At 69.5% G+C, this 14,446-nt stretch carries 19 protein-coding genes; 8 read left to right on the top strand and 11 right to left on the bottom strand.

Annotation, left to right across the window (positions count from 1 at the left end; genetic code table 11):
* Positions 1-6 precede the first annotated feature (6 nt).
* The gene (locus RYH80_RS02490; protein WP_370902280.1) at positions 7-261 is read right to left on the bottom strand and encodes a hypothetical protein; all 255 of its coding nucleotides are present in this window, start codon (positions 259-261) and stop codon (positions 7-9) included.
* A 158-nt stretch (positions 262-419) separates the two neighbouring features.
* The gene (locus RYH80_RS02485; protein WP_370902279.1) at positions 420-770 is read right to left on the bottom strand and encodes a hypothetical protein; all 351 of its coding nucleotides are present in this window, start codon (positions 768-770) and stop codon (positions 420-422) included.
* 169 nt (positions 771-939) lie between these two features.
* Between RYH80_RS02485 and RYH80_RS02480 the strand changes: the two genes are divergently transcribed.
* Complete coding sequence (locus RYH80_RS02480) at positions 940-1,326, top strand: DUF7522 family protein (RefSeq protein ID WP_370902278.1); 387 nt, start codon at positions 940-942, stop codon at positions 1,324-1,326.
* An 86-nt stretch (positions 1,327-1,412) separates the two neighbouring features.
* Positions 1,413-2,384, top strand: a complete 972-nt coding sequence (locus RYH80_RS02475; RefSeq protein ID WP_370902276.1) for a ribose 1,5-bisphosphate isomerase — start codon at positions 1,413-1,415, stop codon at positions 2,382-2,384.
* A 122-nt stretch (positions 2,385-2,506) separates the two neighbouring features.
* Here the strand turns inward: RYH80_RS02475 and RYH80_RS02470 are convergent, their stop codons facing one another.
* Both RYH80_RS02470 and RYH80_RS02465 read right to left on the bottom strand, forming a co-directional pair.
* Complete coding sequence (locus RYH80_RS02470; protein ID WP_370902275.1) at positions 2,507-2,935, bottom strand: PIN domain-containing protein; 429 nt, start codon at positions 2,933-2,935, stop codon at positions 2,507-2,509.
* Positions 2,932-3,264: an AbrB/MazE/SpoVT family DNA-binding domain-containing protein gene (locus tag RYH80_RS02465; RefSeq protein WP_370902274.1), complete on the bottom strand. Its 333-nt coding sequence runs from the start codon at positions 3,262-3,264 to the stop codon at positions 2,932-2,934. The genes RYH80_RS02470 and RYH80_RS02465 overlap by 4 nt, the downstream gene beginning before the upstream one ends.
* Before the next feature lie 99 nt (positions 3,265-3,363).
* Here RYH80_RS02465 and RYH80_RS02460 point away from each other — a divergent pair, with 99 nt between their 5' ends.
* Positions 3,364-4,296, top strand: a complete 933-nt coding sequence (locus RYH80_RS02460; RefSeq protein ID WP_370902273.1) for an ATP-dependent ribose-1-phosphate kinase — start codon at positions 3,364-3,366, stop codon at positions 4,294-4,296.
* Positions 4,297-4,355: 59 nt separating this feature from the next.
* Here the strand turns inward: RYH80_RS02460 and RYH80_RS02455 are convergent, their stop codons facing one another.
* The 4 genes from RYH80_RS02455 to eif1A form a co-directional block, all read right to left on the bottom strand.
* Complete coding sequence (locus tag RYH80_RS02455; RefSeq protein WP_370902272.1) at positions 4,356-5,453, bottom strand: hypothetical protein; 1,098 nt, start codon at positions 5,451-5,453, stop codon at positions 4,356-4,358.
* Between the two features lie 80 nt (positions 5,454-5,533).
* Positions 5,534-6,274, bottom strand: coding sequence for a DUF1405 domain-containing protein (locus tag RYH80_RS02450; RefSeq protein ID WP_370902271.1), 741 nt, complete (start codon positions 6,272-6,274; stop codon positions 5,534-5,536).
* Between the two features lie 94 nt (positions 6,275-6,368).
* Positions 6,369-6,701, bottom strand: a complete 333-nt coding sequence (locus RYH80_RS02445) for a WNWW family protein (RefSeq protein ID WP_489753319.1) — start codon at positions 6,699-6,701, stop codon at positions 6,369-6,371.
* Positions 6,702-6,844: 143 nt separating this feature from the next.
* Positions 6,845-7,135 (bottom strand): translation initiation factor eIF-1A, encoded by a 291-nt coding sequence (gene eif1A / locus RYH80_RS02440; RefSeq protein WP_370902269.1) that lies wholly within the window; start codon positions 7,133-7,135, stop codon positions 6,845-6,847.
* A gap of 154 nt (positions 7,136-7,289) precedes the next feature.
* Here eif1A and RYH80_RS02435 point away from each other — a divergent pair, with 154 nt between their 5' ends.
* Positions 7,290-7,469 (top strand): DUF7470 family protein, encoded by a 180-nt coding sequence (locus RYH80_RS02435; RefSeq protein WP_370902268.1) that lies wholly within the window; start codon positions 7,290-7,292, stop codon positions 7,467-7,469.
* 87 nt (positions 7,470-7,556) lie between these two features.
* On the opposite strand, the gene RYH80_RS02430 is transcribed toward RYH80_RS02435, so the two are convergent.
* Positions 7,557-8,555 (bottom strand): tyrosine--tRNA ligase, encoded by a 999-nt coding sequence (locus tag RYH80_RS02430; protein ID WP_370902267.1) that lies wholly within the window; start codon positions 8,553-8,555, stop codon positions 7,557-7,559.
* A 147-nt stretch (positions 8,556-8,702) separates the two neighbouring features.
* Between RYH80_RS02430 and map the strand changes: the two genes are divergently transcribed.
* Positions 8,703-9,596 carry a type II methionyl aminopeptidase gene (gene map / locus RYH80_RS02425; RefSeq protein WP_370902266.1) on the top strand — a complete coding sequence of 298 codons (894 nt, stop codon included), beginning with the start codon at positions 8,703-8,705 and terminating at the stop codon, positions 9,594-9,596.
* 222 nt (positions 9,597-9,818) lie between these two features.
* Here the strand turns inward: map and RYH80_RS02420 are convergent, their stop codons facing one another.
* Positions 9,819-10,019, bottom strand: coding sequence for a DUF7835 family putative zinc beta-ribbon protein (locus RYH80_RS02420; RefSeq protein WP_370902264.1), 201 nt, complete (start codon positions 10,017-10,019; stop codon positions 9,819-9,821).
* 120 nt (positions 10,020-10,139) lie between these two features.
* On the opposite strand from RYH80_RS02420, the gene RYH80_RS02415 reads away from it, so the two are divergent.
* Positions 10,140-10,691: an HIT family protein gene (locus tag RYH80_RS02415; RefSeq protein WP_370902263.1), complete on the top strand. Its 552-nt coding sequence runs from the start codon at positions 10,140-10,142 to the stop codon at positions 10,689-10,691.
* A gap of 50 nt (positions 10,692-10,741) precedes the next feature.
* Here the strand turns inward: RYH80_RS02415 and RYH80_RS02410 are convergent, their stop codons facing one another.
* Positions 10,742-11,611, bottom strand: a complete 870-nt coding sequence (locus RYH80_RS02410) for a COX15/CtaA family protein (RefSeq protein ID WP_370902262.1) — start codon at positions 11,609-11,611, stop codon at positions 10,742-10,744.
* Positions 11,612-11,803: 192 nt separating this feature from the next.
* Here RYH80_RS02410 and RYH80_RS02405 point away from each other — a divergent pair, with 192 nt between their 5' ends.
* Positions 11,804-13,021: a M24 family metallopeptidase gene (locus RYH80_RS02405; RefSeq protein WP_370902261.1), complete on the top strand. Its 1,218-nt coding sequence runs from the start codon at positions 11,804-11,806 to the stop codon at positions 13,019-13,021.
* Between the two features lie 145 nt (positions 13,022-13,166).
* Positions 13,167-14,438, top strand: a complete 1,272-nt coding sequence (locus tag RYH80_RS02400; RefSeq protein WP_370902260.1) for a DUF7544 domain-containing protein — start codon at positions 13,167-13,169, stop codon at positions 14,436-14,438.
* The last annotated feature ends 8 nt before the right edge of the window (positions 14,439-14,446 follow it).

The raw sequence follows: 14,446 nt of genomic DNA, 5'->3' as shown, positions 1-14,446 counted from the left end.
GCCCGTTCAACCGTCCTGGCGAGCGGTCTCGTCGTCGACCGACCACGCACGGTAGCGCCGCCAGAGTGGGTGTCTGAACGCGGACACGAGGAGGGCGAGGAACGGTGCCGCGTAGTACCAGGCCGGGTTCGTGCCCAACAGTGTCTCTGCGACGTACACGGACAGCCCCAGTGTGGCGATCACGACGCCGTCTGCGTCGCCGTCGGTCCACTCGTCGAGTCGGTCCACGCCGCCTCGGACCCTCTCCAGTGCTCGTCCCATCGTCTCGGGGGTTGGTGAGGCGACGACACGGTTCACCGTTTCGGGGACTCACGGGTTCCGAGACGGGGTGACCGGGTCCCGGGCGGGGCGACGTGGCTCCGAGTGTGTCGAGAGTGCTCTGTGGCGTCGACAGACGTGTCGCCACCCGTCCGCACCGCTCAGTCGAACTTCTCGCCGACGGAGAAGAGGTACCCACCGACGAGTAGGTCGAGCAGCAGCGACACGGGGCTGAGCGTCACCAGCGAGACGAGTGCGTTCAACCCGATCACGACCAGCGTCACCGTCCACGCCCACCGGCGCATCCGGAGTAGCGCGAGCAAGGTGACGATCTGCCCGACGGCCAACGCGATCCCGACTGTGCCGCCGAAGAACCCGACGGGACCGGCACCGAGCGCGCCGACTCCGCCGAGTACGTCGAAGACGGCACTCAGGATGCCGAGTCCGGCGACCAGCAACACGCCGAGTGGGGGCGAACTCCCACCCCCAGTGGAGGGCTGTGTCCGTGTCACACGCACCGGTTCGTACTCGACCGATAAACCTCTCGTGGTGAGTCTCGGCGCGTGCACACCCCGTGACAGGTCGCCGTTTCGAACCAGTCACCACACACTGCCAGACGACGAGGTCCGGAAGTAGACGGCCGAAAACGTCTCGTACCGAGGGTGCGAGAGACACACAGGCATGGAGCGACGAGACAGACTGCTCTCGCCAGAGCGCGCGGAGGCGGTGACGGCGGCCGCGCGGAGTGGCCTGGGCGACAGACTGCGCAGCGTGACCTACTTCACGCCGGCGGCGTTCGAACAGGTGTACCTGCGCTCGGACCTGGACGCGGACGCGGACCTCACCGGGTTCGTGGAACTGGCTCGCGACGGGTTCCACACCGGCCCCGCCTACACCGGCTCCGAGTTGGGCGACTACCGCTACACCGTGCGGGTGTTCACCGACGGCCACCTCGTCAGACTCACCGGCGACGAGGAGGGGGTGTTCGTCACCGCGGAGACGTTGACGATCCGCCGCTCCGAGGAACTCGCCGCCGCGCTGCGGGGAGTTCTGGACGGGGGGAAGTGAGTCGCGCACCGACGCAACTCCTCGACCGGCGTGGCGTGAGCGGGTCCACCACGCAATCTAAGAGGACCCGTCGGGAACGGGCCGGTATGTCGAACGAGCCAGCGGGGAGACTCCACCCGGAGTTACAGTCGACCGCCGAGTCGATCGCGACGATGGAGATCCGCGGCGCGGCGACCATCGCCGGTGCCGCGGCGGAGGCGCTGGCGACGCAGGCCCGCGACTCGGAGGCCGAGTCGCCGGCCGCCTTCGAGCGACAACTGCGCCGCGCCGGTCGCCACCTCTACGACACGCGTCCGACTGCGGTGTCGCTGCCGAACGCGCTCCGGTACGTCCTCGAACGGATGACGGGCGACTCCGTCGCGGAACTCCGCACCTCCGTCGTCGACGCCGCCGAGGCGTTCACGGACCGACTCGACCGTGCACAGTCGGATCTGGGGGAGATCGGCGCGAACCGCCTCCGCGACGGCGACACGGTGATGACCCACTGTCACTCGACGGACGCGCTCTCGTGTGTCGAGGCGGCCGTCGACCAGGGGAAGGAACTGTCCGCGGTCGTCAAGGAGACCCGGCCCCGCAACCAGGGGCACATCACCGCCGAGGAACTCCGCGAGATGGGCGTCGACGTGACGCTGATCGTCGACTCCGCGGCGCGTCGGTACCTCGACGAGGTGGACCACGTGCTCGTCGGCGCCGACTCCATCGCCGCCGACGGCTCCGTCATCAACAAGATCGGCACCTCCGGGTTGGCGGTCAACGCCCGCGAGCGGGGTGTCCCGATCATGGTCGCGGCGCAGACGATCAAACTCCACCCGGAGACGCTCACCGGCCAGACCGTCGAGATCGAGATGCGCGACGAGAGCGAGGTGATCGACGAGACGACCCGCGAGGAGATCGGCGACGTGACCGTCCGCAACCCCGCGTTCGACGTGACGCCGCCGCGGTACGTCGACGCCATCGTCACCGAGAGCGGGCAGTTCCCACCCGAGAGCATCGTCACGCTGATGCGGGAACTGTTCGGCGAGAGTGCGGCGCGGCCGTGGGCGGAGGCCGACGAGTAGACTCGACTCGTCACGGCTGGCTCCTCGCGCCGAATCGCGGACTCGTTCCGACGGGGTGAACGAACGCACGGCGAGGAGACACCTCGACCCGAGACAGCGTGGATCGGCGTGGTGTTCCGGACTCAGACCGGGTCAGTTCTGAACCGTTCGACCGACACGTCTGTCAACTCGTCGTAGTCGTCGTCTGCACCGACCAGTAGTGTCCCGTCGACCGCGTCGGCAGTCGCCAGCGCGAAGGCGTCACCCAGCGCCGGGGAGTGTCTGTGTTTGAAACGGGCTGCAGTACGCCACGTCTCCGTGGTGTCGACGCGTTCGATCCCGCTCTCGGCCATCACTCGCTCCACAGTGTCGGCCAGCTCTCTGTCCTCGATCGCTCTCACCACGTACCGTATCTCGGCGAGGTTCACCGTAGAGACGAACCCGTCGACGGAGCCTTCGACTGCCTGCACGTACCGTTGCACCGTATCTGCGCCGGGCTCGTCACAGAAGTACGCGACGAGTGGCTCGGTGTCGAACACCACCGTCGAGTCGACGCCGTCCGGTGTCGTCACTCGTCGTCCCCTCCGTCGTCGACGTCGGTCGGGGAGTCGCCGGACGTTCTGTCGGCGGGAGCGATCTGGTCGTCGTCTCGATCTCGGGACCGTTCCTCTCGGAGTAGTTCGGTGGCCGTTCGACCGCTGTCGTCCGTCTTCCCGGCGAGCGTCCCGCGGAGGTCGGTGACGGACTCGATCGGTTGGACCACCACCTCCCCGGTGGCGGTCTCGACGAACTTCACACGCCCGGGTGCTTCGATCCCCAGTTTCTCTCGGTACTCCTTCGGAATGGTCGCCTGCCCGCGCGAACTCACAGACACCACTCGTTCTGACTCCTCGGTGCTCATACTCTCGACAGATAATACTTCCCTCGGACAGTACTTCACTCCTCCGCCTATCCGTCTCCCACGACGCCCTTTTCACCGCCGGAGCGAAACGAGTCGGGAGTGACCGACGTGTTGTGCGCGGGGCACGTCAACTGGGACGTGACCCTCCGGGTGGATCGCCTGCCGGAGCCGGACGGGGAGGTGTCGCTCCAGAGCACCCGTCAGGCCGGCGGCGGGAGTGCAGCCAACGTCGCGGTGAACCTCGCCGGACTGTCGGTGACCCCGACGCTGTTCGGCTCCATCGGGACCGACGAGACCGGCACGCGGTGTCGCCAGGAACTGGCGGACTCGGGTGTCTACCCACACCTCGTCCGCGCCGACGGCGACACCGCGGTGAAGTACCTCGTCGTCGACGGCGACGGCGAGGTGATGGTGTTGTCGGGCGCGGGCCACAACGAGGCGTACACGCCGCGGGATCTGCCGGACGGGGCCCTGGCGACGGACGTAGTCCACCTGACGAACCAGGACCCCGCCGTCGCGGCTGGACTCGCGGAGGGCGGCCGCGACCGCGACGCGACGATCAGTCTCGCGCCAGGCCGGAGACTGGCCGACCGCGACTTCTCGGCCGCTTTGCGACTCGCCGACTTGGTGTTCGTCAACGACCGCGAGGCGACGGCTTTGGGCGAGGCGCCGTGGGGCGACACCGTCCGCCCGGACGCGACCGTCGTGGTCACGCTCGGGAGCGAGGGCGCCGAGGTCCGTCGGCGCAGCGAGACGATCCACCACCCGGGGTTCGACGTGGAACCGCTGGACACGACCGGTGCGGGCGACGCCTTCGCCGCCGGGTTTCTCGCCGCCCGCGAGGGGGCGCTCGCCGACACCGCACTGACGGACGTGCTCCCGGGACTCGCGCCCGAGTCGGACGGGGACGCCCCGCGTGACGAGGCCGCGCTGGCGGTCGCGAACGCCTGCGGCGCCGTCGCCTCGCGCGCACTCGGCGCACGGGCGACGCTCGACCCGGCGACGCTGCGGGACGTGATCGCGGGGCAGTGACCGCAGCACGACCACGGACACGCACACGTCCGTGGCTGCAGCCGCCGCCGGCGCCCAGTTCAGAACTCGAACCCGAGCGCGCCGCTCCGTGGTGCCAACGGCGACGCCGGGAGCCGGTCCGGCACGGTCGGGTCGTTGAACGCCCCCGGTGCCACGTCGTTGGGCGCGTCCGGGTACGCCACCGCCGCCAGCGTCTGGACGTGTGTCCGCCCCACACCCAACTCGAACTGGCCACCGCCGTACAGCGACATCCCGCGCTCCGCGGCGTACTGTAGCGTCTCGAACAGCGACTCGACGCTGCCGAACCGCGAGGGCTTGACGTTGAGCCACGACGGCTCGAACGGGAGTGCCTCGACACTCTCGACCCCGGTGATCGGGGCGTCCCACGCGATTCGCTCGTGGTGGTCCGCGAGCACCGGCACCGTCGCCTCCGTGAGTGCCGGGTCCTCGATCACCGCCTCGGGGAACGCCTCGATCACGCGCTCGTACAGGTCCGGGTCCGGCTCCTGATCCACGTCCGTCCCTTCGTAGTGCCCCTTGAAGTCGACGACGCGGACGCGATCGGCGGGTGAGCCCTCGATCACTGCGTCGGTCCACTCGCTCGTCGGGTCGAGTTTGAACTCGATCCCCGGCACCCGATCCGAGATCGTGTCGACGCGGTCCGTCGTCGGCGGCTCGCCCAGTCGTGTCGAGGCGGCGAAGCGGACGGGGTCGGCGGTCGTGCCCAACGCCGTCGCGAAGTCCCTGTCGTTCGCCCGCAGCGCGAGGTCTAGCGCCGCGCTCTCGAACCCCCACCGCCGGTAGTGGTGACTGGCGGCCATCTCCGGCTCGCCGACCGGGAACAGATCCAGCTCGTCGAGTCGCGCGGCGAACTCCGCGACGGTCCACTCGCCCGTCAGCGCCGACCCGAAGTCGACACCCGCTGCCGTCTCGACACCCGGTCCGGCGGGGGTCGCCGCCTCCGGATCGGCGTACAGAGCGTCGTGATCGGCGGCGGTGTAGGTCACGTCTTCGCCGCGACCGCGGTCCGACTCGCCGTGGAGGTGGATCGTCGTCGTCACCCGCTCGAACCCCGAGGAGGTGTCTCGGGCACGGCGTTCCAGCGCGACCGCCTCGACGCTGAACGGGAAATCGGCGACGGCATCGTACGCGAGCACACTGGGCTCGACGCTGGGGAGGCACTTAGCCGTACCTCCGGTCGTCACGGGTCGGGCGGGGGGACCGTAGCTGCCGGCGCTCACTCGCGGCCGGCGTGGTGCCGGCGCGTCGCGACGGCCACCGCCGTCCCGGTCACGGTGAGTGCGACCGCCCCCGCGGCCGCGATCCAGTGGTCCGGCGTCGGGTGTGTGAACCCGAGTCCCGACTCCAGTGCAACCTGGCCCGGGAGCAGCGTGTGGTGTGGTGTCCCGACGACCGGCACGAAGTAGTCCACCACGTCGTTGACGCCGTACCAGACGACCGCGACGAGGATGGCCCGCGTCGGGAACTCGGAGATCCGGTACAACAGGAACGCCTCGACGGCCATCCCGAGGTGCGAGACGAACAGGAACGCGTACATCGGGACCGGTGTCGTCGCGAGGAACCCGTCCGCGAACGCCGCGAGTACGAACGGGGTCCACAGGCCGAGTTTCCAACAGCCGAAGAACGCGAGCACGTTCCAGTACTCGCTGGGCCGTCCGAGCCACCACAGCCCGAGTGCGACGGCGACGAACCCCGTCGCGACCGGACTGTCGGGGACGAACGCCCACATCACCGGCGGTTCGCCGGCCAACTGCCAGACGATCAGTGGGTCCGAGAGCGGCAGCGGGTGGAACCCGTAGTACCAGAACCCGAACGCCGTCCCGACGAGGTTCACCAGGACGATGGGCACCACCAGACGGAGCCCCGCCGACTCCAGCCACTCCGGCAACGGTGCGACGTACCACGGCGCGTCGCCGCCGTCCGGGAGCTGCGACGGGACGAGCGACCTGTGACTCATCGGGTGAGCCTTGCCTCGCCCGAACAAAGCCGTGACGGTGCCGGACGGTGCGGTGACGAGACTGCCGGTCGACGCATCGGGTCGCCGCAGCGTCTCAGCGACTCGGGCCCGGCTCGTCCGCGTCGCGCTCGTCGCCGACGACGCGGACCCCGAACCGCTCGTAGCCGCCGTAGGCCGTCTCCAGCGAGGCGATCCACCAGTTCCACCGCCCGACGAGGTCTCGGTCGTCTGGCGCGTCCGCGAGGTCGTCGACGACGCTCTCGACGGTCGGTTCCGTCCCGCGGTCCTCGGTCAACTGCCCCGAGTCCGCCAGGTCTCGGGCCTGCCGAGCGACCACCCGGCGCTCGGCCTCCGTCCCGTCGAACGCGTCCACCAACGCGCCGAGTAACTCGTCTGTGTCCACGTGCCTCGTTGGGTCGCGAGCCATTTCACTCCGTCGGAGTCGTGTGACTCTGTGTCGTGGTTCGGGGTCGTCGCGGCGTCGTCGCGGCGTCGTCTCGTGGCGGTCGCGGGGCAGTCGCTGGTCACGTCGTGTCCCGCAGAATCGGTGTCACCACGCGAGCGGCGGGGTTACTGGATGTGGCCCTCGTCGCGGAGCTGGTCGGCGTCGGCCTTCTCGTAGCGGTGGACGATGTCGCCCTTCTCGTCTTGCCAGTCCCACGGTTCGACGAGGACCACGTCGTCCTCGCGAATCCACTCGCGTTTCTGCATCCGCCCGGGGATGCGCGCGGTGCGCTCTTTCCCGTCGACACACCGGACCTTCACCCGGTTCGCGCCGAGCATGTTCGTCACCTCGGCGAACACCTGATCGTCGTCTGGCATTCGGAGGTTCTTGCGTCCCTCGGGTCCACCGTCGCTCATACCCGTCGGTAACGCAGACTGGAATTTAAACCCGGTGGACACGCGCCGAGGCGGACGTTCGCTCCCGCTGCGGTCGGTGTGGTCGTCGACGCTCGGGCCCGCCTCGTCGCGTCGGAACCGGGGTCGTTTTCAGGCACGCGTCGAACCTCGGAGCGTGCTCGACCGACTCGGGACGCTCGGGATCGCCGGAATCGTACTCGCACTGGCCGGGCTCGGACTGATCGCGTGGCAGGCTCCACTCGTCGCCGCCGGCCTCGCGCTCGTCTTGGCCGGCGTCGGCCTCGTCGTGCGCGGGCTAGTCACCGGCCTCATGTCGCAGTTCGGGTTCGTGTGATGCTCCGTCGAGAGTAGTCGAGAAAGATAGCGTAACTGCTCTATCGTAACGATCCGTCTCGAGCGACCGATCTCCGCTCGCGGACCACTACTCCCGCTCGCGGATCTTCTCGCGGCCGGGTGCGATCAACTCGTCGAGGTAGTCGGCCAGCGCGGGCTTGGCGTCCGCCGGGTGGAGTTCCCCCGCCTCCAGATCCGTCGCCAGCGACTCGTAGTCGTCGTACTCCAAGTCCCCGCCGTACTCGTCGGGGCGCTCGATCACGACCGTCTCGAACCGCGGGAACACGTGGTACTGGAACAGCTCCAACACGGGATTCTCCCGTTCCTCGCCCTCGTCGGTCGGGTCCGGGTCCCGCGTCGGCGGACAGTAGGCGTCGTTCACCTTCTCTTCGAGATCCTCCGTGGAGTCCTCCATCGAGATGGTCACGCCCGACGACGAGGACATCTTCCCGACACCCGTCGTCAGATCGGCGAGGATCGGCGTGTGGATACAGGGGCGCGACTCGTAGCCGAGCCCCTCGATCTCCTCGCGGTGGAGCACGTGGACCTTCCGCTGGTCGAGCCCGCCGACTGCCAGGTCCAGATCCAGGTACTCGATGTCCAGCGCCTGCATCAGTGGGTAGACGACGTGACTCACCTTCGCGGTGTCGCCGCTTTGAATCTCCGCCATCGCGCGCTGGGCGCGGTTGAGCGTCGTCGACAGCTCCAACTGGTGGAGGTCGAGGACGTACTCCTCGTCGAGTTGGAACTCCGAGCCGTAGACGAACTCCGTCTTGTCCTCGTCGAGCCCGTACGCGAGGAACTGCTCGCGCATCCGCTCGCCCGTCTCGCGGATCTCCTCGAAGGTGCCCTTGTCGTTGAGGTAGGCGTGGACGTCCGCCAGGAGGATCACGACCTCCATCCCCGCCGCTTGGAGGTCCAGCAGCTTGTTCGCGGTGAGCATGTGGCCGAGGTGGAGGACGCCCGACGGCTCGTAGCCGACGTACGCTCGCTTGCCCTCTGGTGACTCGGCTAGCTCGCGCAGTTCCTCGTCGGTGATCACCTCGGTCGCGTTCCGGGTGATCTGCTCGTAGGCGTCCCGAACCATGTGTCTCACTCGTCTCCGGCGCCCCGATTACGTCTTTCGGATGTACGTGGTGTCGTCACGAGATCGCCCGGCTTCCGACGGCGGTGGCGATCGACGAGGCGTCGCCGTCCCACAACGTACTTGCGCGCCACCACACAACCGGGGAGCATGAGCGACTTCGACGAGGCGGCACTCGAAGCCCACCGCGAGGCGGGCGATATCCTCACGACGGTGATGGACGAGACGCGGGAGATGATCGAACCCGGCGTGACACACCTGGAGGTGGCGGAGTACGCCGAGGATCGCGTCCGCGAGTTGGGAGACGGACTCGCCTTCCCGGTGAACGTCAGCGTCGACGAGGAGGCGAGCCACGCGACGCCGGCGCGCGACGACGAGACGACGTTCGACGACGAGATGGTGTGTCTCGACGTCGGCGTCCACGTCGACGGGTACATCGCGGACGCGGCCGTGACGGTCGACCTCTCGGACACGCCGGAGTTGGTCGAGGCCGCCGAGGAGGCGCTCGCGGCGGCCGTCGACGCCGCCGGCCCGGGTGTGCCGGTCGGCGAGATCGGCGCGGAGATCGAGGACGTGATCGAGGCGTACGGATACACGCCGGTGTACAACCTCTCGGGGCACGGCGTCCAACAGTACGACGCCCACACGGGGCCGAACGTGCCGAACCGCGGCGTGGACCGCTCCGTCGAGTTGGAGCCGGGCCAGGCGGTCGCCATCGAGCCGTTCGCCACCGACGGCCGCGGGAAGGTCGGCGAGGGCTCGACGGAGGAGATCTTCGAGTTGGTCGAGGACCGCTCGGTCCGGAACCGCTCGGCACGACAGGCGCTGGAGGAGATCCGCGAGTTCGACGGCCTCCCGTTCGCGGCGCGCGCGCTGTCCTCCTCGCGGACGGAGATGGCGCTCCGTCGGCTGACACAACAGGGGCTCGTCAAGGGCTACCCGGTGTTGAAGGAGGAGGACGGCCGGCTCGTGAGTCAGGCGGAACACACGATCCTCGTCCGCGAGGACGGGATCGAGGTGACGACCGAGGGGCTGTTCGACTGACACGCCAGAGTGTCGTCGCAGGAACCCGCAGTCGTGAGTAAGCGTCGTGTCGTCGCAGGAACCCGCAGTCGTGAGTAAGCGTCGTGTCGTCGCAGGAACCCGCAGTCGTGAGTGGCCGTCGTGTCGCCCGACGAGGTACCCAGTCGTCACTCGCGGGCGAGTCACCCACGAGACCCCCAGTCGTGTGCCGCAGTCTCGTGGAGATCCGCCGTCGTCGCGGCCTCAGGCGTTGTTCATCCGGGTGACGGACTCCGTGCCGCACTCGCTACACGTCGACACGCGGTACGGCTCGCGAGAGAACTGCGCGTTCTCCGCCGTCTGACTCTCCGTCCGGATCTCCACCCGGACGCGGTGGGAAGTCGTGTGTCCACACTCCCCACACCGCTCCCGTACGCTGTCCGCTCCGGCGGGCTGTGTGGCCATACCGCCCACGACGCAGACGACCTACTTATATTTTCACCTCGTTCATAGGTGAAGTGACAGGTCGAAGCCCGGCAGGCGGGAACGTCGTGGATTCAAGCCGTCGCGGGCGAAGGTGGCCGTATGGACCAGGTGTTCGCGCCGTGGCGGATCGACTGGATCAGACGCGAGGATCACCCGGACGCCGTCGACGGCTGTCCGTTCTGTGTGTTGCCCGACCGCGACGCCGACCGGGAGAGCCGGATCGTCGCGCGGTCGCCCCACTCGTTCGTGATCTGCAACAACGCGCCGTACAACCCCGGACACGTGATGGTGATCCCCGACGCGCACGAGGGGGACTACACCACGTTGTCACCGGCCGAGGTGACGGACCACGCGCGGCTGAAACAGGCGACGTTCGCGGCGATCCGGACGGCGCTGGAGCCGAACGGACTCAACGCCGGGCTCAACCACGGCGGCGACGCCGCGGGTGGGTCCATCGACGACCACCTCCACACCCACGTCGTCCCGCGGTACACCGGCGACACGAACTTCATGCCCGTGATCTCGGACACGAAGGTGATCGTCGAGGCCATCGACGAGACGTACGACCACCTGCGGGAGGCGTTCGCCGACCTCCCCTGCGGGACGCGACCGGCCGACGAGGACGCCGCGGTCGAGGTCCGGTTCGACTGACGACGTGGGGCGAGCGACTCGCGAGGGGCTACGATCCGGAGAGCAGTTCCTCAGTCGTCGGTCGGCGCACGCGACCGCCCGGGGTCACGTCCGCTCTCCGTCTCCAGACTCCAGGCGGTGCCGACCGCCAACGCGACCGCCGCGAGCACCGCGATCAGGTTCGCCGAGCGCACGACCGTGTTGTAGTACAGCAGGTCCCGGCCGAGCACCATCGCGGCGCCGTGCGCGACCGCCGCGAGTGCGGCCGCCGCACGGAGCCGACCGCGGCCGAGTCGTCCGAGCCACCGCACCGCGGCCACGAGTGCGCCCAGCGTCCCCAGCGCGGCGAGGTAGAAGACGGCCTGCACCCAGGGCCCGAACTGGAGCGGCGGGAGCGCACGCGACAGCAGGGCACAGACGAGTAGCCCGCCGACCGCGACACGCAGTGCGGTGCGGGCTCGCTCGGCGAGCGGGCGCGTCGACAGCCCCTCGTAGGCGCGCAGGGTCGTGTACGTCAACCCGAGGAAGATACTGGAGCCGGTGAGGAAGTGCGCCGCGTGAACGGGCGCGGAGTAACCGGCCGGGAGCGCGCCGTTGAACGTCACCGTGATCGCGCCGAAGACGGCCTGCAGCGGGGTGAGCAGCGCCGCGCCGACCGCAGCGAGCTTGGTCGCACGCGCGTCGGCAGCACGCCACGCCCACGCCCCGACGCCGAAGATCACGAAGCCGGTGATCATCGCCCACAGTCTGTGGAACCACTCCACGAACGAGGGGATCGTCTGTGGGAGCACACCGCCGTCACACAGCGGCCACTGTTGGGCACACGCGAGCCCCGACCCAGACGCCGAGGTGAAGATCCCCAGCGCGATCAGCAGGCCCGCCATCCCCGTGGCCGTCGCCGCGAGTCGCCGGAACGAGAGCCAGTCTGGCAGGGACACCATCGTCGTCGGAGACCGGGGCTCGCCGGGCTTATACCTGTCTGACTCCCCCGCAGCGTGGGACGGTCGGCGGTCGTCACGGGGAACGCTGGACTGTCGTCGAGGCAGACACTCGGCGGCTGGGACGGCGACACCGCACGGGAGAGTACCGCCACCGACCACACCGCTGAAGCCACTCGGCGGACACGGGTGGGTATGAACGTAGACGAGCGCGCGGCGCGACTCGACGCGCTCCTCGACGCCGAGGGGTACGAGGCGGTGTGGCTGGGCCGTCCCGACAGCTTCGCGTGGGCGACGGGCGGGGGCGACAACCGCGTCGACCGGACGGCGACCGTCGGCGAGGCGGCGGTCGGCTACCTCGGCGACGGGGAGTGGCAGGTCGTCACGAACGCGATCGAGGCGGAGCGACTCGCGGCGGAGGAGTTGCCGCCGGAACTGTCGATGTCCGTCGTCGCGGACCCGTGGCACGAGACGACGCTCCCGACGGCGGTCGCCGCTCGCTCGCCGAACGCGGCTGCGGCGGACTTCGACGTGCCGGGGCTGGCGTCGCTCGACGCCACCCGACTCAGACTCCGGTTGACGGAGGCGGACCGCGAGCGGTACCGCCGTCTGGGTGGTGCGGTCGGCGCGGCCGTCGAGCGAGTGTGTCGGGAGCTCCAGCCGGACGACACCGAACGCGAGGTCGCGGCCGCGCTCCGCGTCGGCCTCGCCGGCCGGGACATCGACGCGCCGGTGGTGCTCGTCGGCGGCGGCGAGCGCGCACCGGCGTACCGACACCCGACGCCGACCACGGAACGACTCGGCGAGTACGCAGTCGTCTCGGTGACCGCCCGTCGGGGTGGTATGTACGTCTCCTGTACGCGGACCGTCGCCTTCGACCCACCCGAGTGGCTCGCGGCCCACCACGACGCGGCGCGACGGGTCGAGACGGCGGCGCTGGCGGCGACCGAGCGCGTCGCGGGCGGCGAGGCGGTCGAGGGGCACGGCGACGGCGACACCGCCGACGCCGAAGACGCGACGAACGCAGCCGGCGAGTCGGACACCGGTGACCCGGACACGACCGCCGCCGAGATCGACACGGGCACGATCGGCCGCGCGAGTGCGGTGTTCGACGCGATCCAGACGGCCTACGCGGACGCCGGATACGAGGGGGAGTGGCGCGAACACCACCAGGGCGGGGGGACGGGGTACGCCGGTCGCGAGTGGATCGCGACGCCGGACTCGGACGCGCCGGTCGTCGCGCCGGCCGCGTACGCCTGGAACCCGACGGTCGCCGGCGCGAAGAGCGAGGACACGGCGCTCGTGACCGATGAGGGGGTCGAACTCGTCACCACGACCGGCGAGTGGCCGACGACGACCGTCTCCGTCGACGGACTCGCACTCGAACGGCCCGACGTGGTCGACCCGAGGTAGCCGGACGGTCACACCCTCGTGGACGAGAACGCCGGACGACCGTGGAGAGGACACTCGCACGTCGTCGGTGGGACCACTACCCCCTGTGTCTCGGAGTCTGTAACGAACGGGAACGCACTTTTACGGAGAACGAGACGTGTCGAACATGTCTTGGTACGCGATCGACGCCATCGACGACGCCGTCGACGCCACGCGGGCGTTCCTCACCCCGTTCTCGCTGGGGCGGTGGGGTCGGCTGGCGTTGATCACCTTCTTCCTGGGGACCGGTGGGATCGCCGGCCAGTTCTCGAACGTGACGAACGTCGGCGACGGCTTCGGCGGGATGGGTGACGGACCGGACGCACCCCCGACGGATCCGGGGCAACTCCCCGTGTCGCCGGAACTCGGCGTGATACTCGCCGTCGTCGGCGTGATCCTCGTCCTCGGGATCGCCTTCTCGCTCGTCGGCGCGGTGATGGAGTTCGTCTTCGTCGACGCGCTCGCGACCGACGAGGTCCACGTCCGGTCGAGTTTCGGCGACCGACTCGGCGCGGGCGTCCGTCTGTTCGCCTTCCGGATCGGACTGACACTGCTCGTCTTGGTGCCACCGTTGGCGGTGGTCCTCGCGGCAGTGACCGGCGTCGTGAGTCTCGACGTTCTCTCCGGGATCGGGTTCGTCGGAATCGCACTGGCGGTGCTCGTCTTCGGACTACTCGCGTTCGTCGTCGGGCTCGTCCAGTCGTTCACGAACCAGTTCGTCGTCCCGGTGATGGTGGCGACGGAGGAGACGGTGCTAGGCGGGTGGCGCGAACTCTACCCCGTGCTCCGTGACCAGTTGAAACAGACGGTCGTCTACGTCCTGTTGCACACGCTGGTCGGGATCGGGGTCGGGATCGTTCGCACGTTCCTGCTGCTCGTGGGTGCGATCCCGGTGACGATCGTCGCCGTCGTCGTCGGACTCCTCGCGGGTGCGGTCGCCGGGACGGCCGGTGGTGGTCCGCTCGGGTTCGGGATCGGGCTGCTCGCCGGGCTCGCCGTGTGGGTCCCCGCGATGCTCGTCGCCGTCGTCCTCCCGGTGAACGTCGTGACGAAGACGTACACGCGCACCTACGAGCTCCGGTCGCTGGCCGGGTTCGAGCCGTCGTTCGACATTCTGGCCCCGTCGCTGTTGGACGACGGCGGGCCACCGGGTGCGACGCCCGCGGCCGCCGGCGGCGGACCGGGCGGACCGGACGACCGCGGCGACCGCCCGACGGGCGGACGGAGCGACCCGACGGAGACTGGGGCGCCCGACGACACCGGGCGGTCGACCGGCGGTGAGTACGCCGACGCCGAGGACCTGTTGGACGACACCGGCACCTCGGCGGACCCCTCCGGTGACTCCTCCGGTGGGCGGGGTAGTCGCGGCGACGAGTCGGACGACGACCGGTGGGCCTGACGGAGAGC

Source organism: Halobaculum sp. MBLA0147 (genome assembly GCF_041361345.1).
Lineage (GTDB): Archaea > Halobacteriota > Halobacteria > Halobacteriales > Haloferacaceae > JAHENP01.
This window is presented reverse-complemented; position numbering and strand designations above follow the sequence as displayed.

Bases quoted from the DNA above. Each gene is read 5' to 3' on its own strand.
- RYH80_RS02490 (WP_370902280.1), bottom strand. From the start codon at position 261: ATGGGACGAGCACTGGAGAGGGTCCGAGGCGGCGTGGACCGACTCGAC.
- RYH80_RS02480 (WP_370902278.1), top strand. From the start codon at position 940: ATGGAGCGACGAGACAGACTGCTCTCGCCAGAGCGCGCGGAGGCGGTG.
- RYH80_RS02475 (WP_370902276.1), top strand. From the start codon at position 1,413: ATGTCGAACGAGCCAGCGGGGAGACTCCACCCGGAGTTACAGTCGACC.
- RYH80_RS02465 (WP_370902274.1), bottom strand. From the start codon at position 3,264: ATGAGCACCGAGGAGTCAGAACGAGTGGTGTCTGTGAGTTCGCGCGGG.
- RYH80_RS02450 (WP_370902271.1), bottom strand. From the start codon at position 6,274: ATGAGTCACAGGTCGCTCGTCCCGTCGCAGCTCCCGGACGGCGGCGAC.
- RYH80_RS02445 (WP_489753319.1), bottom strand. From the start codon at position 6,701: ATGGCTCGCGACCCAACGAGGCACGTGGACACAGACGAGTTACTCGGC.
- eif1A (WP_370902269.1), bottom strand. From the start codon at position 7,135: ATGAGCGACGGTGGACCCGAGGGACGCAAGAACCTCCGAATGCCAGAC.
- RYH80_RS02430 (WP_370902267.1), bottom strand. From the start codon at position 8,555: ATGGTTCGGGACGCCTACGAGCAGATCACCCGGAACGCGACCGAGGTG.
- map (WP_370902266.1), top strand. From the start codon at position 8,703: ATGAGCGACTTCGACGAGGCGGCACTCGAAGCCCACCGCGAGGCGGGC.
- RYH80_RS02420 (WP_370902264.1), bottom strand. From the start codon at position 10,019: ATGGCCACACAGCCCGCCGGAGCGGACAGCGTACGGGAGCGGTGTGGG.
- RYH80_RS02415 (WP_370902263.1), top strand. From the start codon at position 10,140: ATGGACCAGGTGTTCGCGCCGTGGCGGATCGACTGGATCAGACGCGAG.
- RYH80_RS02410 (WP_370902262.1), bottom strand. From the start codon at position 11,611: ATGGTGTCCCTGCCAGACTGGCTCTCGTTCCGGCGACTCGCGGCGACG.
- RYH80_RS02405 (WP_370902261.1), top strand. From the start codon at position 11,804: ATGAACGTAGACGAGCGCGCGGCGCGACTCGACGCGCTCCTCGACGCC.
- RYH80_RS02400 (WP_370902260.1), top strand. From the start codon at position 13,167: ATGTCTTGGTACGCGATCGACGCCATCGACGACGCCGTCGACGCCACG.